General features: G+C 68.0%; 17 protein-coding genes. 12 read left to right on the top strand and 5 right to left on the bottom strand.

All coding sequences use genetic code 11. The annotated features are described in order from the left end of the window. Positions 1-12: 12 nt before the first annotated feature. Positions 13-1,158, bottom strand: a complete 1,146-nt coding sequence (hppD, locus tag ACZ3IC_RS18230; protein WP_467417366.1) for a 4-hydroxyphenylpyruvate dioxygenase — start codon at positions 1,156-1,158, stop codon at positions 13-15. Positions 1,159-1,292: 134 nt separating this feature from the next. Here hppD and ACZ3IC_RS18225 point away from each other — a divergent pair, with 134 nt between their 5' ends. The 8 genes from ACZ3IC_RS18225 to ACZ3IC_RS18190 all read left to right on the top strand — a co-directional run bounded on the left by ACZ3IC_RS18225 (position 1,293) and on the right by ACZ3IC_RS18190 (position 7,905). Further along, positions 1,293-1,766, top strand: a complete 474-nt coding sequence (locus tag ACZ3IC_RS18225) for an Lrp/AsnC family transcriptional regulator (protein WP_467417364.1) — start codon at positions 1,293-1,295, stop codon at positions 1,764-1,766. A 15-nt stretch (positions 1,767-1,781) separates the two neighbouring features. After that, positions 1,782-2,429 carry an ABC transporter permease gene (locus ACZ3IC_RS18220; protein WP_467417362.1) on the top strand — a complete coding sequence of 216 codons (648 nt, stop codon included), beginning with the start codon at positions 1,782-1,784 and terminating at the stop codon, positions 2,427-2,429. A 79-nt stretch (positions 2,430-2,508) separates the two neighbouring features. Next, entirely contained in the window at positions 2,509-3,708 is a 1,200-nt protein-coding gene (locus ACZ3IC_RS18215; protein WP_467417574.1) for an ABC transporter ATP-binding protein, read from the top strand. Further along, on the top strand, positions 3,705-4,601 hold the full coding sequence (locus tag ACZ3IC_RS18210; RefSeq protein ID WP_467417361.1) for an ABC transporter permease: 897 nt from the start codon (positions 3,705-3,707) through the stop codon (positions 4,599-4,601). The genes ACZ3IC_RS18215 and ACZ3IC_RS18210 overlap by 4 nt, the downstream gene beginning before the upstream one ends. Before the next feature lies 1 nt (position 4,602). Continuing rightward, complete coding sequence (locus tag ACZ3IC_RS18205; protein ID WP_467417359.1) at positions 4,603-5,583, top strand: glycine betaine ABC transporter substrate-binding protein; 981 nt, start codon at positions 4,603-4,605, stop codon at positions 5,581-5,583. Positions 5,584-5,680: 97 nt separating this feature from the next. Then, the gene (locus ACZ3IC_RS18200) at positions 5,681-6,289 is read left to right on the top strand and encodes a helix-turn-helix domain-containing protein (RefSeq protein WP_467417358.1); all 609 of its coding nucleotides are present in this window, start codon (positions 5,681-5,683) and stop codon (positions 6,287-6,289) included. A 45-nt stretch (positions 6,290-6,334) separates the two neighbouring features. Further along, positions 6,335-6,532, top strand: a complete 198-nt coding sequence (locus ACZ3IC_RS18195; RefSeq protein WP_467417356.1) for a hypothetical protein — start codon at positions 6,335-6,337, stop codon at positions 6,530-6,532. After that, positions 6,529-7,905: an MFS transporter gene (locus ACZ3IC_RS18190; RefSeq protein ID WP_467417355.1), complete on the top strand. Its 1,377-nt coding sequence runs from the start codon at positions 6,529-6,531 to the stop codon at positions 7,903-7,905. Before ACZ3IC_RS18195 ends, ACZ3IC_RS18190 begins: the two co-directional genes overlap by 4 nt. On the opposite strand, the gene ACZ3IC_RS18185 is transcribed toward ACZ3IC_RS18190, so the two are convergent. The 4 genes from ACZ3IC_RS18185 to ACZ3IC_RS18170 form a co-directional block, all read right to left on the bottom strand. Beyond that, positions 7,835-8,611, bottom strand: a complete 777-nt coding sequence (locus ACZ3IC_RS18185) for a YlbL family protein (RefSeq protein WP_467417354.1) — start codon at positions 8,609-8,611, stop codon at positions 7,835-7,837. The genes ACZ3IC_RS18190 and ACZ3IC_RS18185 overlap by 71 nt on opposite strands. A gap of 269 nt (positions 8,612-8,880) precedes the next feature. Then, a complete protein-coding gene (locus tag ACZ3IC_RS18180; protein WP_467417352.1) occupies positions 8,881-9,522 on the bottom strand; it encodes an IclR family transcriptional regulator in 642 nt (213 codons plus the stop codon). A 335-nt stretch (positions 9,523-9,857) separates the two neighbouring features. Continuing rightward, the gene (locus tag ACZ3IC_RS18175) at positions 9,858-11,828 is read right to left on the bottom strand and encodes a hypothetical protein (RefSeq protein WP_467417350.1); all 1,971 of its coding nucleotides are present in this window, start codon (positions 11,826-11,828) and stop codon (positions 9,858-9,860) included. Positions 11,829-11,995: 167 nt separating this feature from the next. Next, positions 11,996-13,612: a WxL domain-containing protein gene (locus tag ACZ3IC_RS18170; RefSeq protein WP_467417349.1), complete on the bottom strand. Its 1,617-nt coding sequence runs from the start codon at positions 13,610-13,612 to the stop codon at positions 11,996-11,998. 312 nt (positions 13,613-13,924) lie between these two features. Between ACZ3IC_RS18170 and ACZ3IC_RS18165 the strand changes: the two genes are divergently transcribed. From ACZ3IC_RS18165 to ACZ3IC_RS18150, 4 genes are all read left to right on the top strand, one after another. Next, complete coding sequence (locus ACZ3IC_RS18165; protein ID WP_467417348.1) at positions 13,925-14,494, top strand: hypothetical protein; 570 nt, start codon at positions 13,925-13,927, stop codon at positions 14,492-14,494. A 257-nt stretch (positions 14,495-14,751) separates the two neighbouring features. Then, the gene (locus tag ACZ3IC_RS18160; RefSeq protein WP_467417346.1) at positions 14,752-15,198 is read left to right on the top strand and encodes a hypothetical protein; all 447 of its coding nucleotides are present in this window, start codon (positions 14,752-14,754) and stop codon (positions 15,196-15,198) included. Next, positions 15,198-17,495, top strand: a complete 2,298-nt coding sequence (locus tag ACZ3IC_RS18155; protein WP_467417345.1) for a hypothetical protein — start codon at positions 15,198-15,200, stop codon at positions 17,493-17,495. The genes ACZ3IC_RS18160 and ACZ3IC_RS18155 overlap by 1 nt, the downstream gene beginning before the upstream one ends. A gap of 43 nt (positions 17,496-17,538) precedes the next feature. Further along, entirely contained in the window at positions 17,539-18,204 is a 666-nt protein-coding gene (locus ACZ3IC_RS18150; protein ID WP_467417344.1) for a hypothetical protein, read from the top strand. The last annotated feature ends 5 nt before the right edge of the window (positions 18,205-18,209 follow it).

Genomic DNA, 18,209 nt, shown 5'->3' with positions numbered 1-18,209 from the left:
GTCTGCCCGAAATCAGAGGTTTCCGCGCTTCTCCTGCTCGCGCTCGATCGCCTCGAACAGGGCCTTGAAGTTGCCCTTGCCGAAGCCCATCGAGCCATGGCGTTCGATCATCTCGAAGAAGACGGTCGGACGGTCCTGGACCGGCTTGGTGAAGATCTGCAGCAGGTAGCCGTCCTCGTCGCGGTCGACGAGGATCTTCAGCTCGCGCAGGATCTCCACGGGGACGCGGGTCTCGCCTGCCCACTCGCCGAGGGTGTCGTAGTACGAGTCGGGGGTGTCCAGGAACTGGACACCGGCCGCCCGCATCGCGCGCACCGAGGCGACGATATCGTTCGTGGCGAGCGCGATGTGCTGGACGCCCGCGCCGCCGTAGAACTCCAGGTACTCGTCGATCTGGGACTTCTTCTTGGCGATCGCCGGTTCGTTGATCGGGAACTTGACCTTCAGGGTGCCGTCGGCGACGACCTTGGACATGAGCGCGGAGTACTCGGTGGCGATGTCGTCGCCCACGAACTCCTTCATGTTGGTGAAGCCCATGACCTTGTTGTAAAAGCCGACCCACTCGTTCATCCGGCCGAGTTCCACGTTGCCGACGCAGTGGTCGATGGCCTGGAAGGTGCGCTTGGCGGGCGGCTCGACGATCGGGGACGCGGCGACGAAGCCGGGCAGGTAGGGGCCGTCGTAACCGGTGCGCTCGACGAGGGTGTGGCGGGTCTTGCCGTACGTGGCGATGGCGGCGAGCACGACCGTGCCGTTCTCGTCCTTGACCTCGTGCGGCTCGGCGAGGCCGAGGGCGCCGTGCTCGACCGCGTACGCATAGGCCGCGCGGGCGTCCGGTACCTCGATGGCCAGGTCGACGACGCCGTCACCGTGCTCGGCGACGTGGTCGGCGAGGAAGCGGCCGTGGTCGGTGGACGCCTTGATGACGGAGGTGAAGACAAAACGGGCGGAGCCATTGGTCAGGACGTAACTCGCCGTCTCACGGCTGCCGTTCTCCGGTCCGGAGTAGGCGACCAGCTTCATGCCGAAGGCCGTCGAGTAGTAGTGCGCGGCCTGCTTGGCATTGCCGACGGCGAAGACGACCGCGTCCATTCCCTTGACCGGGAAGGGGTCGGCCTGCCGGACTGTTTCGGGGGTGGTGTGCAGAGTCTCAGTCATATGCGAAGGCTCTCGCCGCTTCGCAAGGTGCGCAACAGTTCGCCCATCCGCTGGGCAATCTGCCCAGCGGATGGACATGATGGCCGGGCTATCTGTACATGATGACCACCACACCGACCCCCTGGAGGCGCACCATGGCGATCGACCATCTGGACGGGCGGCTCATCGCACTTCTGGCCCGCGAACCCCGTATCGGCGTCCTGGAGGCATCGCGCCGGCTCGGCGTGGCACGCGGGACGGTGCAGGCGCGCCTCGACCGGCTTCAGTCGAATGGAGTCATCCGCGGATTCGGCCCGACCGTCGATCCGGCGGCTCTCGGCTACCCCGTCACCGCGTTCGCGACCCTGGAGATCAAGCAGGGTCAAGGCGCCGATGTACGGGCCCACTTGGCCGGTGTTCCGGAGGTGCTGGAGCTGCACACCACCACCGGGCACGGCGACATGCTCTGCCGTCTCGTCGCGCGGTCCAACGCCGATCTCCAGCGGGTGATCGACCGGGTTGTCGGTTTTGATGGCATTGTCCGGGCTTCCACGGCCATCGTCATGGAGAACCCGGTGCCGCTGCGCGTCATCCCGCTCGTCGAGCAGGCCGCGGGGGACAACGACTGAGTCGAGGAGTGGCGTGTGAGCTTCTGGGAATACCTGGGCAACCAGCACCAGCAGTTGCTCACCGACGCGTACCAGCACGTCAGTGCGGTATTCCAGTGCATGGTCATCGCCACCGTGCTGGGCATCCTGATCGGAGTCGTCACCTATCGCAGCGGATGGGCGGGGTCACTGGCCATCTCGTCGACGGCGATGATCCTCACCATCCCGTCCCTCGCCGCGATCGGTCTGCTCATCCCGCTGGTCGGGCTCGGGGTCGCGCCCACGGTGATCACCCTGACGCTGTACGGGCTGTTGCCCATCGTCCGCAACTCCATCGTGGGGCTGCGCGGCGTCGATCCGTCGCTCGTCGACGCGGCGAAGGGGATCGGGATGTCGCGGCCTGCCCGGCTGTTCCGGGTGGAGCTGCCGCTCGCCTGGCCGCCGATCCTGACCGGCATCCGGGTCGCCACACAGATGCTGATGGGCATCGCCGCCATCGCCGCGTATGCCTCGGGGCCCGGCCTGGGCAATGAGATCTTCCGCGGCATCGCCTCGCTGGGCAGCGCCAACGCGCTCAATCAGGTGCTCGCCGGCACGCTCGGCATCGTCATCCTCGCCCTGCTCCTGGACGCCGCGTACGTACTGCTCGGGCGACTCACCATTCCTAGGGGGATTCGTGTCTGAGACCACCGGCTCCGGGAACGCCGACCCCGCCGACGCGAGCACGGCCGCCGCAGCGACGAAGACCGCTTCCGGCGCCACCATCCACCTGGACAACCTGACCAAGCGCTATCCGGGCAATCCGAACCCGGTGGTCGACAACGTCACGATGGACATCAAGGCCGGCGAAATGGTGATCTTCGTCGGCCCGTCCGGCTGCGGGAAATCCACCACCCTGAAGATGATCAACCGGCTGATCGAGCCGACGTCCGGGCGGATCAGGATCAACGACGAGGACGTCACCGACATCGACCCGGTGAAGCTGCGCCGCAAAATCGGCTACGCGATCCAGGCGTCCGGGCTCTTCCCCCACATGACGGTCGCCGAGAACATCGCTCTCGTACCGAGAATGGTCGGCTGGTCGAAGTCGAAGGTGAAGAACCGGGTCGAGGAGATGCTCGATCTCGTCGGCCTCGATCCGCGGGAGTTCCACGGGCGCTATCCGCGTGCGCTGTCCGGCGGACAGCAGCAGCGGGTGGGTGTGGCACGGGCACTGGCGGCCGACCCGCCGGTGCTGCTGATGGACGAGCCGTTCGGCGCGGTCGACCCGATCACCCGCGACCACCTCCAGGACGAGCTGATCCGGCTCCAGCACGAGCTGCACAAGACGATCGTCTTCGTCACCCATGACTTCGACGAGGCGATCAAGCTGGGTGACCGGATCGCCGTACTGCGGGAGCGGTCGCACATCGCGCAGTTCGACACCCCCGAGGCGATCCTCACCAACCCGACGGACGACTTCGTCTCGGGATTCGTCGGCGCCGGGGCGGCGCTGAAGCGGCTCAACCTCACCCGCGTACGGGATGTGGAGATGGCCCAGTTCCCGACGGTGACGGTCGACGACCCGCTCCAGTCGATCTTCAACAAGCTGCGCAGCAGTATGCACAACGAACTCCTGATGCTGGACCGCAGGAACCGCCCGTACAAGTGGCTGCGGCGCGGCGACCTGATGCGGGCCCGGGGTTCACTGGCGCGTGCCGGGCAGCTGGTCCATGACACGGTGACGCGCGACGCGACGCTGCACGACGCGCTGGAGGCGGTGCTGATCGACAGCGGCGGGCGGGTCGCGGTGACCGGGCGGCGCGGCGAGTTCATCGGGGTCGTCGACATGCAGACCCTGATGAATTCCGTCCACGAAATGCTGGAGGCCGACCGGCTCGCCGCCATCGAGCACCAGCACGACCTGGAGGAGATGCGCGCCCACCAGACCGAGGTGGAGCTGGAGGGCGGTGCGGGCTCATGAATCCCGAATCCCCGCGGAATCCCGAATCGGCGCGGACTCCGCGCTCCCCCCGACCGGCACCCGCGTCCGACAAGGACCGCCCGCCCGGCAATCACGACGTCAGGGGCCACGCCTTCCGCGACGAGGAGGAGGAACCCCCACCGCCACCGGCACCGCGGCGCCGGATCACCTGGCGCAACCTGGTGCTGCTGCCGGCCGCGCTCGCGATCGTCCTGGCCATCACCTATCTGTGGATCACCAACACCCACCTCGACTCGATCGCGAGGAACTCGCTCACCGGCGGCAACGTGCGGCTGCGCTGGTGGCAGCATGTGAGGCTGACCGCGATCTCGACTTTCTGGGTGCTGATCATCGCCATCCCGCTGGGGATCGCACTGACCCGGCGCGCGCTGCGCAGGGGCGCCCCGCTGGTCACGGCGGTCGCCAACATCGGGCAGGCGACCCCGGCGATCGGTCTGCTGGCACTGCTGGTCATCTGGCTGGGCATCGGCCCGTCGACCGCGATCATCGGCATGGTGATCTACGCGGTGCTGCCGGTGTTCTCCAATACGGTGGCCGGTCTCAAGGCGATCGAACCGAGCCTGGTCGAGGCTTCGCGCGGCATCGGCATGTCGGCGATGGGGACGCTCACCAAGGTCGAACTGCCCCTCGCCGTGCCGCTGATCCTGGCCGGTGTGCGGACGGCGCTGGTACTCAATGTCGGCACGGCGACCCTGGCCACCTTCGTCGGTGGCGGCGGCCTCGGGGACCTGATCACCTCGGGCATCCAGACCCAGCGGATGCCGGTGCTGGTGCTCGGTTCCGTACTGACGGTGGTGCTGGCGCTGCTGGTGGACTGGCTGGCCTCGCTGGTCGAGGTGGCGTTGACGCCACGTGGACTGGAGGTGGGGTGAGATGGGCCCGCGGCAGGTGCGTGCCGGGCTCGTGGGGGCGCTGGCCCTGGCGCTGACGCTCTCCGGGTGCGGACTGAAGAGCGGCTCGCCGATGGTGGACGACGTGGTGCCCGGCTCCGTCGGCCGTGGGCAGCCCCTGGACGGCGCCTCGCTGACCGTCACCTCGAAGAACTTCAGCGAGAACATCATCCTGGGCGAGATGATCGGCCTGGTCTTCAAGGCCGCCGGTGCGGAGGTCCTGGACCGGACGAACCTGCCCGGTTCGATCAGTGCGCGCGAGGCGATCATCAAGGGCGACGCGGATGCGATGTACGAGTACACGGGCACCGGCTGGATCACCTATCTGGGCCATGCGAACCCGATCGCCGACCCGTTGAAGCAGTGGGAGGCGGTCCGCGACGAGGACCGGAAGAACGGCGTGACCTGGCTGACGCCATCCACCCTCAACAACACCTACGCGCTCGCCATCAGTAGGAAGAACAACTCGGAGTACCACCTGAGGACGCTCTCCGATGTCGCCGCACTGGCGAAGATGGACCCGTCGGCGGTGACGATCTGCGTGGAGAACGAGTTCGCCTCGCGCGACGACGGGCTGCCGGGCATGGAGAAGGCATACGGGATGTCTCTGCCGGCCGCCAACATCAAGAAGATGGACGCCGGGATCATCTACACCCAGGTCTCGAAGGCCGACTCCTGCCTGCTGGGCGAGGTGTACACCACGGACGGCCGCATCAAGGCCATGGACCTCGAAGTGCTCGTGGACGACAAGCACTTCTTCCCCAACTACAACGCGGCACCCGTCATCCACACCAAGACCTATCAGAAGTACCCCGTGATCGCGCAGTTGCTCGACCCTCTCAGCAGGAAGCTGACGACGGAGGTCGCCCAGGTGCTCAACGCGAAGGTGGATGTCGACGGGCAGGACCCGCACGGGGTGGCGAAGGACTGGCTGATCCAGGAGGGGTTCATCAAGCAGGGATGAATCCCTGCGGCCGCCGGCGGTACTCCGGGGCAGAACGCAAAGAAGTGGTTGCAAAGAACCTGTTGCAAAGCGAGCTTTGCAACTCTACGGTTGAGTCATGTCCGCAACAGAGGACGGCGGCGACAGCCCCGCCGACGATCAGAACGTCCACATGGTCGACGCCCGCACACTGCGCGGGCTCGCCCATCCCCTGCGACTGCGACTGCTGAGCGCGCTGCGGGAGTTCGGCCCCGCCACTGCCTCAGGCCTCGCGGACCGGCTCGGCGAGTCAAGCGGCGCCACCAGCTACCACCTCAGGCAACTGGCGGCGTACGGCTTCGTCGAGGACGACCCGGAACGCGGCAAGGGCCGCGAACGCTGGTGGCGGGCCGCCCACACGGGCACCGCCTTCAACAGCGACAGGTTCCTGAGCCACCCGGATCCCGAGGTGCGCGGCGCCATCGGCGTCGTACTCCACGAGATCGCCACCGCGCACGCCCAGGAACTGAACACCTGGCTCGGCACGATGCACGAATGGCCCGAGGAGTGGCAGCGCGGCTGGGACGTCAGTGATTTCAAGGTGCGTCTCACCCCCGATCTCTCCTCGGAGCTGATCGAGAAGATCCACGACCTCATCGAGAGCTACCGGGACCGGGTCCCGGAGGGTACCGAGGGCTCGGCCACCGTCCGCAGCCATGTGCACTTCTTCCCTCGCCCTGCCGAATAACGAGCCCGCCGGGCAACGAGCCCCTCCGACCGGAAGGACACCGCCATGCACCCCGAAACGCATTTACTGCTGCACCACCAGCGCGCCGCCGAACTACGGCAGCGGGCAGCGGAGTCACACCTTGCGCCGACTGCGTCGCGCACCGGGCTGCGCACCCGACTGGGCTGGGTTCTCGTCGAGGTGGGGCTGCGCATCCTGCCCCGCCACACCGACCGCACCTTTGTCGTGCCCGGTACGGCATGACCGGCCGGGGAGACCGGAACCGCACACCGCTCATCGCCGTACTGTCCGCCAACTCCATATCCACGGCAGGTACTTCACTCACTCTCATCGGTGTCCCGTGGTTCGTCCTGGAGACCACGGGCAGCGCGGGACGGGCCGGCGTCGTCGCCTTCTGCGCGACTCTGCCGATCGTCGTCTCCGCACTGATCGGCGGACCCGTCATCGACCGGATCGGACGCCGCCGGGTCTCCGTCGCCTCCGACCTGGTGTGCGGCGTCGCCGTGGCCGCCATCCCGCTGCTGCACTACGCGGACGCCCTGGCGTTCTGGACGCTGTGCGCGCTGATGGCGGTCAGCGGACTCCTGCACACCCCGGGCAACACGGCCCGCTACGTCCTCGTACCGGATCTCGCCGAACACGCCGGCACCACCCTCGCCCGCGCCGCCAGCCTCTTCGACGCCGTCTCGCGCGGCGCCCGGATGGTCGGGGCGGCGCTGGCCGGCGTACTGATCGCACTGGTCGGCGCGGAGACCGTACTGCTGCTGGATGCCGCGACGTTCCTGACGTCCGCGCTGCTGATCGTGGCCGGGGTGAGGGGGGTACGCGCGGCCGAGCCCCGCAAGGCCGCGGCGCCCGTCTCGCTGCGGGCGTACCGCGCCGAACTGCGCGAGGGATACACCTACTTGCTGAGCAACCGGCTGCTGCTGGCCGTCGTGGTGATGGTCCTCTTCATGAACGGCACCGATCAGGGCTGGAACGCCGTCCTGCTGCCGGTGCACGCCTCCGCCGAACTGGGCGGGGCCAGGGACATCGGGCTGCTCACCGCACTGTTCGGCGCGGGCGGGCTGACCGGGGCACTGCTGTACGGGGCGTTCGGGCACCGTTTCTCGCGACGGGCCGTCTTCACGGTGTGCGTGGTGCTGTGCGGCGCGCCCAGGTATGCGGTCGCGGCACTGACCGGGACGACGCTGCCGCTCGCCGTGACCATGGCGCTCAGCGGCATCGCGGGCGGGGTGCTGAACCCGATCCTGACGACGGTGATCTACGGGAGCGTGCCCGACGAGCTGCGCAGCCGGGTCTCCGGGGTCCTCACGGCGGGCGGCGAACTGGCCATGCCGGTGGGCGGTCTCGCGGCCGGCCTGCTGGTGGAGAGCGCAGGCGTGAGAGGCGCGCTGCTGGCGATGGGCACGGTGTACCTGCTGGCGACGCTGAGCCCGTTGGTGTTCCCGGTGTGGCGCACGATGGACACCGCCGATTCCGGGGCCGGGTCCGGGTCCGGGGACACGGCGGCGAAGGCCTCCGTACCGTCGTCGGCCGCCGAGGTCAGCAGCTCGGGACCTTGCGACCCTGCTCCAGCGCCTGGAGCGAGGAGACCGCGCCCTCCAGGGTCGTGACCGGGATCAGCCGGAGCCCCTCGGGGAGCTCGACGCTCGCCTCCCTGCACTCGGCCTTCGGGACGAGGAAGACGGTTGCACCGTCGCGGTGCGCGGCCTGGGTCTTCAGCGACACCCCGCCGACCGGGCCGACCTCGCCGTTCGCCTGGATCGTGCCGGTGCCCGCGATGGTGCGGCCACCGGTGAGATCGCCGCCGTCGAGTTTGTCGACGATGCCGAGCGCGAAGAACAGGCCCGCACTGGGGCCGCCCACATCGGCGAGGTGCAGGGTGACGTCGACCGAGCCCTTGGGCATGTCGAGGTAGTTCAGGGCCGCGTCGACGGCGGAGTTCTGCGACTTTTTCATGTCTTCGAGGTTGTGCTTCTCGATCTCCTTCTCGGAGCCGCCGGTCGGGTAGACGGAATCGCGGGGCATGACCGCCCGGTCCGTACGGAACCAGCCGTCGATCACATCGCCGACGCCGACATCGGCGGTGGGACCGGTGGCGAGGATCGTCGTCATCCGCAGTTCGCCCTTGGTGGGGTGGGTGGGCGCGCCCTTGATGCTGATCACGGGGGTGTCGTGATCGTCCCCGAGCACGTTCGCGGTCGTGCCGGGCTGCGCCAGCGTGAACGGCAGCGGCGCGAATGCGGCCACGCCGAACAGGGCGAGGATTGGCAGGGCGCACAGGGCGAGGGTGCGGGGGCGCGAGAGACGAGTGAGCACCCGCCCAATCTAACCGCCGGGGCGCTGGTGCGGGCGGGGCGGTGGGGGCACCCGCGGCCGTCTGGCCGGCCGCTTCGCCCTCAAACGCCGGACGGGCCTGGATGCGGACGGGCCTGGATGCGGACGGGCCTGGATGCGGACAGGCAGGCTCGGATACCCGGACGGGCCTGGATGCGGGCAGGCTTGATTTGCTCGGCGGACTTGGATCGGCCCATCCGACGGACTTGGATCGGCCCATCCCGACGGACTTGGATCGGCTACCCCGGTGGCTACCGGAGCGCGTCCGCCACCTCGCGGGCCGCGTCCACGACGCGGGGGCCGACCCGTTCGGGTACGGAGTCCGTGAGCATCACCACACCCACGCTGCCCTCGACCCCCGTCACCCCCACCAGTGCGGCCGCGGCCCCGCTCGCCCCGGCTTCCAGTTCGCCGTGGGTGAGGGTGAGGGCGGTCTCGCCCACCGGCTTCTGGCGGGCGGCGAGGATCGCCCGGCCCGCGGCGCCCCGGTCCAGCGGATGGCGGAAGCCGGCCCGGTAGGCCACGTGGTAGTCGGTCCAGGTCGGCTCGACGACCGCGACCGCCAGCGCGTCGCTGCCGTCGACCAGCGTGAGATGGGCGGTGGCCCCGATGTCCTCGGCGAGGGACCGCAGCGCGGGCAGCGCGGCTTCCCGTACGAGCGGATGCACCTGACGGCCCAGGCGCAGCACACCCAGGCCCACCCTGGCCCGGCCGCCCAGATCGCGGCGTACCAGGGCGTGTTGTTCCAGCGTGGCGAGCAGACGGTAGACCACGGTCCGGTTGACGCCGAGTTTGTTGGACAACTCGGTGACGGTCAGGCCGTGATCGGTGTCGGCGAGCAGTTTGAGGACCCTCAGTCCCCGGTCGAGCGTCTGGGAGGTCTCCGCGGTCACGACGCCCTCTCCTCTTTGGTGAGCGGCGGCGGCTGGTTCCCATGGAACGTGCGCCGCCGTCCCAGCGGCGACACACGGAGAAGCCGCCGGCCTGGCCAAGGCACCGACTGCGCTCCGCGGCGGCGTTGCCACGAAGCGTTCATTTTTTAGGACAGTAGCGAGCCAGTCCGCTCAGCGGAAGACCTCGTTCAGAATCCGGGCGTCAGCGAAAGCGGAGTTGCGGCGGTGAAGCATAAGTGCCGGTCAGCGCAGCCTCGGCCGCAACCTGGACGTCTACGCGCGTCCAGGTCGGCCGATAGCTCGGCGTCGCTCCGCACACCGGACGCGAACGGGCGTCAACTCACCGTGAACGACTGTTGCACAATTTTTCCGTTCACAAGCACCTCGCAGGCCCTGATCGCCTTCGTCGCGGGGTCGCGGACGGTGAAGTTGAGGGCGAAAGTGCCGTCGAGTCCGATGACCCGGGTGACATACGAGTCCGAGGTCTGCTTCCCGTCCGCAGTGCGGCCGGTCACCGACACCGTGGCGACGGGGGCGAAGCCCCGGCCGGCCACCTGGACCACCGTGCCGACGGGCCCCTCGGGCGGCGAGAGCGCGAAGGACGGTCCGGCGGGGACGGTCCCGTCCTGGACGGTGAACGCCGCCGTCTCGGTGCGCGGGTTGACGAGGACCTCCCGGACCCGGATCGCGACGGTGTCGGTGGCGTTGACCGTGAAGGTCTGCGAGAACGCCCCGTCCAGCCCGACCACCTTCGTTCTCACCGGGTCGGACGTCTGCGATCCGTCGGCCCGCAGCCCGACGATGGATACGGTGGCGACCTTCGCGAACCCCTGTCCGAGGACGGTGACGGCGGTGCCCTTCGGCCCGGCCGACGGGGTGAGGACGACAAAGGTCGGGGCGACCGTCAGCGGGGTGCGGGCCTGCGCTCCTCCCGCGGTGACCTGGAGCGCGTACACGGCGCGCGGGGTGGATCCGGACACGGTGACCGTACCGGCGAGCGTTCCGTCGGCGTTGATTCGGAGGGTGGAGCCGCTGATCCGGGCGCTGTCGCAGGCGCTGCCGTCGGCGGCGCAGAGCGCGGCGGTGGGTGTGGTGCCGGTCGGCCAGTCGCCTCCGGAGAGGGTGAGCGTTCCGCCGGGTTTGACCTTCGCCGCGCCCGCGGAGAGCGTCGCGGAGGCGTCGGTCACGGTGAACGGTGTGGTCAGTACGGTGGCCGGGTCGTTGCCCTCGTCGACCTGGATCGCGACGATGGCCGGGTCGGAGACGGTGAAGTCGGCGCTGAACGTGCCGTCGGGGGTGCTCTTCACATAGACGGCGGTGTCGTCGAGCGTCGCCCCGCTCGCGTCCAGGCCGACGGTGTTGATCCACTGGTCCTGGAAGTAGTTGCTGCCGGTCACCTGGACGACGCTGCCGAGCGGCGCCCCGGCGCGGGAGAGCGCGATGGCCCGTGGCCCGCCGGGAACATACGCCTTGACGGTCAGGGGTGCGGTCGCCTCTTTCGTACCGTCGCCGACCTTCACCAGGTACGAGCCGTCGGGCACCGTGCCCGCGGCGGCGAGCACCGCGCTTCCGGTCAGCTCCCCCGAGCTACTGATGGCGAGGGTGCTGGAGGCGAACTTACCGGTGTCGCAGCCACCGCCGTCCGCCGCGCACAGAGAGGGCACGGGGGTGGCACCGGCGGTCCACAGGCTGCCCGTCAGGGCGACCGCGGTGGACGGCCGGACGGCGGTGGTGGGCGCGGTCAGGGTGGCGGGCAGGCCCGCGGTGCCCTCGGCGGTGACGGTGCCGATGGAACCGCCGCCGCTGATCACGTCGCACGGGGTCTCGTAGGTGGAGCCGAGCACCTTCGTACGCGTCAGATTGCGTACCGGGGTGAAGGAGATCGGCCCCTTCGCACTGGCGGGGATGATGAAGTCCCCTTCGTACGGCGGGATCTCGATCGGCTTCCCGGAGGGGATGTCGAGGTTGATCTGGGGTCCGGTGACGGTGACCGTGCCGGTCGCGCCGCCCGACATGGCGAAGTCGATGCTGGGGGTGGTGGGCACATCGCTCAGGCTGAGTCCGCTGGTGGCGGGGGACGGGCCGAGGGTGACCTTGGCGTGGACCTTGCCGCCCGGGTCGACGACGGCCGGTGAGAGGTCGACGCTCATCTGCTGCGGCCCGGTGGCCTCGCCCTGTCCGGCGGGCAGGGCGCAGTGGACGGTCGGGGTGACCGTACCGGCGTGGGCGGCGGGGGCGAGTGCGACGGTCCCACCGGTCCAGGCGAGCACGGCCCCTGCGGTGAGGGCGACGGCGCGGCGCAACACCGCACCCTTTCTTTCCGTTCGTCTCGACAGTCTTCTCGATCTCGGTCGGGCGAGCATCTGACTCCTCCATGACTACGGGAATTCTGCGTATTCGAAATGGCGACGCCCGCCTGCTCCCTTGCGATACGGAGCAGGCGGGCGTCTCCGGGACTTTCCCCTGGCGGCTCTCAGAGAAGAGTGAGTGTCAGGGTGGCGCTGTAATCTCCGGGCCGGGTGGAACCGGGAACCGTCAGTGTGAGATCGGCGTCGGCGTCGAACCGGCCGCCGGTGAACGGACGGGACCCGTCCGGATTCATCCGGCAGAGGCTTGCCGCTTCACTCCCGAGCGCGGCGGGCGATCCGGCCACCGGCACCCCCACGCTTCCGTTCTGCGCCGTGCACTTGGGCGTCCACCGCACGGCGCCCGCCGGGATGGTGTCCCCGTCGGCGCTGGTGAAACCGGTGAGGGTGGCGGTCAGGGACCAGCCACTGTTGACGCCGCGGGCGTCCTCCACCTCGACCCGGTTGAGCCGGGAGCGCTGCACACCGCTGCCGGTGCCCAGCACCGTCGTACCGAAGTCGACGGTGTCGCCGTCCTGGACCATGGACAGCGTCCCGGCCCGGACCGAGGTGTTCAGCTTCTGATCGGCGCTGCCGCCGCCCCCTCCCCCGTCCGTGGTGACGGTGAACGGGGTGGTCCGTACGGTGGCGGGGTCGTTGCCCTCGTCGGCCTGGACGGCGACGACGGCATCGGAGATCACGGTGAACTCGACGGCGAACGTGCCGTCCGAGCCGCTCTTGACGTAGACCGCGCTGTCGTCGAGCCCGGTGCCCGTCGCGTCGAGGCCGATGACATTGATCCAGCGGTCCGGGTTGTAGTTCTTTCCGCTGACCGTGATCACGCTGCCGACCGGTCCGCTGCTCCGCGAGAGCGAGATCTCGCGGTCGCCGGCCGCGACGGCCCTGACGGTGAGGGGAGCGGTGGCTTCCTTCGTACCGTCGTTGACCTTCACCTCGTACGCACCGTCCGGCACCGCCCCGGCCTCCGCGAGGGTGGCCGTGCCGTGCAGCGTTCCGTAACTGTCGATGGTGAGGGTGTGACCCTTGAACTTCAGCGGATCGCAGCCACCACCGCCCACCGCGCAGAGCGAAGGCACGGGTGCGCCGGTCGGCGTCCATCCCGAACCACCCAACGTCACCGGCGTGTTGGGACGTACGGGATCGGCAGGGGCGGTCAGGGTGGCGGGCTCGGAGCCGGTGCCCTCCACCGTGACGGTGCCGATGGAGCCGCCCCCGTCGACCACGTCGCAGGGCGTCTCGAAGACCGAGCCGAGCACCTTGGTCTGTGTCAGCGTACGGACCGGGGCGAGGGAGATCTCGCCGGAGGCGTCCGCCGGGACCAGGAAGTCACCCTCGTACGGCGGGAGTTCAATGGGCTTCCCGGCCGGGATGTCCATCGTGAACTCGGCGCCCCGCACGGTGACGGTGCCGGTGGCCCCGCCGGACATGACGAGGTCGAGGCTGGGGATGGTCGGCACGTCGTCCAGCGCGAGTTGGCTGGTGGCGGGGGACGGGCCGAGCGTGACTTCGGCGTGCACCTTGCCGCCCGGGGCGACGACCGCGGGCGACAGCTCGACGGTCATCTCCTGCGGGCCGGTCGCCTCGCCCTGACCGGCGGGCAGGGTGCAGTGCACGGTCGGGGTGACCGTACCGGCGGCCTGTCGCCCGGCCGGCCCGGCTGCCTGGGCGGTGGCCCCGACGCAGCTCAGGGACAGCACGAAGCAGGCAGCGAGCAACCCGGTCACACCGGGTCTTCGTCGTCGGATCACCAGACACCCCTCCATGGCCCATTGATTTGCGCACATTGAGGAGGCCGCACGCAGAGAAGTCAAGAGAGAATTGACTGATCCTTATCCGGAGAATGATCGTTACCTGAAACGCCCGAAAAGCATTTCTGCAAGCACTTTCCACGCATCGGTTGACATCTCTTGACATCTCTGAAGATCACAGTTTCACTGCACCCGACATGCCGGGCCCGGCACGCAGATCCGCAAGGAGATCGCATACGGCGATTTCTTCGAATCTGCTGAATTCAACCGGAAGGAGTTCCTCCCGTCATGTCGATCACTTCTTTATGGCCGTCGAGAGTACGGCCGTCGAACCGAAGACGCGTCCGCGTCCCGCTCGTGCTCGCCGCGGCCTGTTCCGCGGCCGCCGCGCTCGCCCTGGCGCCGACGGCCCAGGCGGTGACCCCGCTCACCGCGACGGCCACGTACGACTGCGGGGCCTGGGGCAGCGGTCTCGCCACCCTGACCGCGGCCGACTCGGGCACGGCCAAGACCATCAAGATCACGTCCACCGCGATCAGGATGCCGGCCGGTACCAGCGCCGACCCGAACAGCATCACGACGACGCTCAAGCTCACCAAGACCTCGGGCGGCGTCACCAGCCAGGTGCAGTTCTCCGGAAAGACCAACCCCGGTATGAGCGGCGGCAACCCGATCACCCTGGGCCCGCTGAAGCTCACCTCCGGCACCCTGGCGGCGGGTGACAGCACGAATTCCGTGGTGCTGGCCACTCCTCCGAGCGCCACCAACTGGTCACTGCAGATCGTGGCCTCGTCCCCGACGTCGGCCACGGTTCCGTGCGTGGCCACGGCCAACCAGTCCGCATCGTTCACCTGGTAGCCGAGCCCGAGCCGCACCCGATCCGCATCGACGACACCGGCCTGGGGCGGGGACCGCGGTCCCCGCCCCAGGCCGGCCCGCCGCACGTCCGGCACACAGGCGTCTCCACGCCGGACACACATCCCCGCGATTGACCATTTCAATTCGTGGTCAACTTTTACAGCAACTGCCCGACCTCATTGATAAAATGACGCGCCGCATATCGCCCGCAGGGGCGACATACGGGAATCATTGGGACGACGGGGAGGGTAACCACAGTGGCGTGGGCCGAGTGGGAGCAGCTGAAATCCGAGGCGTCAGAGAGACGCTCGAATCAGATGCAATTGAACCAAGTCGAACCAGGCGGCGGAGGGCCGGCTCCCCAAGGCGATCTGAAGGTCAATCAGCAGGACCTGGCGGCGATCGGCAATACCGCATACCGGATGTACGGAGATCTCGAGAAGGCCGGTGACCACGCCCGCGCCGCCACCCAGAAGGCTGCCGGAGGCCTCAAGACGGAGACCTTCGCCATAGGCGCGGCCCTCGATCACGTGGCCTCACGGTGGATCGACCAGGTCCGCTCCCTGCTGGACGCCTGCGCCCACATCTCGAACCACCTCGATTACACCAAGGGCGCCCACGCCGGCGACGAGGTCTACATCAGCACGATCGTCAGCAACATCGACACGCTCGACAAGGGCTTCGACGAGAGGTCGGGCCACTGATGGACCTCGATTCCCTACGCTTTGCGAACTTCTCCGACCTGGACGCGGCCATCACCGACTGGGAACAAATGGTCGCAAAGCTCAAAACCCTCCAGGGCGACGCCAAGGACGACCTCAAAGCCAAGTCGGACAAAGCGAACTGGGCCGGCGAAAATGCCACCGTGACCCGCGCTTTCGTGGACAAGACGGCCGGAGAGTTCTCCGACGCCCACACCCAGGCCGAAACCATCACAAAGATCCTCACCGACACCCGTGGGGAACTCGTCAGTTACCGCACACAGCTCAACGCCGCGATCCACCGCGGGGCGCAGAAGAACCTCACCGTCCGGGACATGGGCGAGGGCTCCTTCACCGTCACCATGAACATCCACCCAGACCGGGCAGCGAAGGGCACCACGCTGCCCGAGCACACCCAGCAGGACGTCGAAGCGTTCCGGGACGAAATCCAGAACATTCTGAAGAACGCCACGGAGAGCGACACATCGGCGGCGGACGTACTCAAACTCATCGTCGACCAGGCCAAGTACGGCTTCTCCGATGCCAGCTACTCGGACCGCGACTCCGCGGCCAAGGCGGTGGCGGAGGCGGAGAAGGTGGCGAAGATCCTCAAGAAGGACCCGCATGACGTCACGCTGACCGAGCTCAACACTCTCAACACCACCCTGGCCGCATACAAGAACGACCCGCTCTTCGCCGAGCGGTTCGCCACTCAGGTGGAACCGAAGAAGGTTCTCGAGTTCTACGCCGGAGTCGCCGACCCGTACCAGGGCTTCGGGAGGGACCCGAAGTTTTTCGAACAGGCGAAACAGCTCCAGAAGAATCTCGGCATCACGCTGGGCACGGCCACGCTCTCCGACAGCGACAAGATGCAGGGCTGGGAAGAGAAGATGGTGAAGCTGGGCCCGGACCGGCTCGGCATCGACGACGCCAACGACCCGACGGGCTTCGGCGTCATGAGCAACCTCATGCGCTTCGGCGACTACGACGACCAGTTCCTCAACGACTACGGCGACAAGCTCATCGCCTACGACAAGGAACGCAACGTCAAGGACATGAGTCCCTGGGTCAACAACTGGAATCAGGGAGACCTCAACTTCTACGGCAAGAACGACCGCGGTCGGGACCCGATGACCGGCTTCATGGAAGCCCTGGGCCACAACCCCGACGCCTCGACCCAGTTCTTCGCACAGCCCGACGGGGCGGGGGCGACGGTCGACAAGGAAGGCGAGGTGAACGATCACCTCAAGTACCTGACCAAGGACCGCATCTGGCTCCCGGACGCCACCCTCGACGGCGACAACAAGGTCATCGCCGGCCATGACTCGCTCGGTCACGCTCTGGAAGCGGCCACCACCGGATACGCGTACGACGCCGACCCGATGTCCGGCAAGGACCCCATGGTCCCCGGCAGCAGAGACCACCGGACGGCCGCTACGGCAGGCGTCATGGAGCAGGTGGCGTTCCTGTACGGGAGCGAGGACGGCCCCAAAATGCTGCACGAGCAGTCACAACTGGCCGACAGCCTGGGGAAGATGGGCGCGGCGTACATCGACGACATCGACTACAGCCTGTCGGGAATCGGGGACCACGGGAAGGACAGCGAATCCTTCCCCGCCAAGTACGAAGGACGGGCGAACTTCGGCGAGCAGGGCGCCATCAACTTCCTCAGCGTGCTGGGACAGGACGAGACCTCGCACGGTGTCGTCACGGCGGCGCAGCACCTCTACACGCTGAGTGCTCTGGACGCCAACCCGGCCACGAGCGAGGAGAACATCAACCACGCCAAGGACGCGCTCACGACGGGCGCGGAGGCACGCGGCATCCTGGACCACTCGCGCGTGCAGCAGGCGGAGACCACGTACAAGGACGACGCCGAGCAGGCCAACAAGTCTCTCGGCCGGTCCGGGGACTGGGTCAAGCTGGGCGCCGGCGTGGTGGTGGCAGGCGGAATCGCGGCGATCCCGCTGCCCGGCTCCACCGCCGCAGCCCTGGTGGTCGCCCCCATGGCGGCAGACACCGTCGGTGACATGGTGAATACATTCATCGGTCACGAGGTCGACAAGAGCATCGACGGCTCCGAGCAGGACGCGACGGAGAAGGCCCAGCTGACCAGTCAGGAGTTCTACGGGAAGGGCGCCAACGAACTGGGCAAGGCATATGACGCCTACATCGACAGCAACCCGAAATGGGACCAGAGTGGCGATCCCCAGAACTGGACGAGGGACATCGAGAGCAGCTACCTCAACACCGGTTCGGCTCAGGACGACTATCGCGGCCGGGCCCCGTACAAGGACTGACCGACGGACTGGGACGACCAAACATGCATAAGGCGGAAAATCGGTGAGGAAAGCACTGCGCTGGGCCGTGTCCGGAGCTCTGGTGCTGGCTGCGGGCACCGGGTGCAGCGGCGGGAGCGACAAGGGACCAGGCGGTCTCTCCGCGTCCCAGGTCTGCGACGGAACGCTGACCGCATCGGCAGCGACCGCGCTCGAACGGATCGCCGACACCGACCGGTTCACTGAACTCACCGGCACCAATGACATGGGGGACCCGAACAAGTTCTCCGTGGAATTGGCCGCGAAGCGTCTCCATGAGGAGCGGGGTCGGCGGAGCCAGTGCAACCTGTACAAGGTCGGCAATGACAGCGGGTATCCGCTGATGAAGATCGACTTCGAGCCGGTGGCGAAGCACCCGGACCCGGACAAGGCTGCGAAGAACATGGACAGGGACGAGACCGTCTTCCCCCTCGGCCTGTTCGCATATACAGCAGCGGACAACGGCGCGTATCTGTATTTCTCATGCCCCACTGAGGGGCCCGAGGGAAACACGCCGTATGTAAAGGCAGACATGTACTCCTCGGAAGGGCAGATGAACGCCGACAGCACTGGCAAGGACCGGATGATGATCCTCAACGCCGTGTCCCGAAGCCTGGCCAAGGAACTGGGCTGCGCCGCCCAAGCACAGCTGCCCGCCGAGGTGCCCGCTGCCACCTCCGGTGGTACGTGAGAGCT

This window comes from Streptomyces sp. NPDC002958 (genome assembly GCF_055563255.1).
This window is presented reverse-complemented; position numbering and strand designations above follow the sequence as displayed.

Excerpts from the sequence above, each read along its gene's own strand:
- ACZ3IC_RS18205 (WP_467417359.1), top strand. The coding sequence starts at position 4,603 with ATGGGCCCGCGGCAGGTGCGTGCCGGGCTCGTGGGGGCGCTGGCCCTG.
- hppD (WP_467417366.1), bottom strand. The coding sequence starts at position 1,158 with ATGACTGAGACTCTGCACACCACCCCCGAAACAGTCCGGCAGGCCGAC.
- ACZ3IC_RS18155 (WP_467417345.1), top strand. The coding sequence starts at position 15,198 with ATGGACCTCGATTCCCTACGCTTTGCGAACTTCTCCGACCTGGACGCG.
- ACZ3IC_RS18200 (WP_467417358.1), top strand. The coding sequence starts at position 5,681 with ATGTCCGCAACAGAGGACGGCGGCGACAGCCCCGCCGACGATCAGAAC.
- ACZ3IC_RS18210 (WP_467417361.1), top strand. The coding sequence starts at position 3,705 with ATGAATCCCGAATCCCCGCGGAATCCCGAATCGGCGCGGACTCCGCGC.
- ACZ3IC_RS18195 (WP_467417356.1), top strand. The coding sequence starts at position 6,335 with ATGCACCCCGAAACGCATTTACTGCTGCACCACCAGCGCGCCGCCGAA.
- ACZ3IC_RS18225 (WP_467417364.1), top strand. The coding sequence starts at position 1,293 with ATGGCGATCGACCATCTGGACGGGCGGCTCATCGCACTTCTGGCCCGC.
- ACZ3IC_RS18165 (WP_467417348.1), top strand. The coding sequence starts at position 13,925 with ATGTCGATCACTTCTTTATGGCCGTCGAGAGTACGGCCGTCGAACCGA.
- ACZ3IC_RS18190 (WP_467417355.1), top strand. The coding sequence starts at position 6,529 with ATGACCGGCCGGGGAGACCGGAACCGCACACCGCTCATCGCCGTACTG.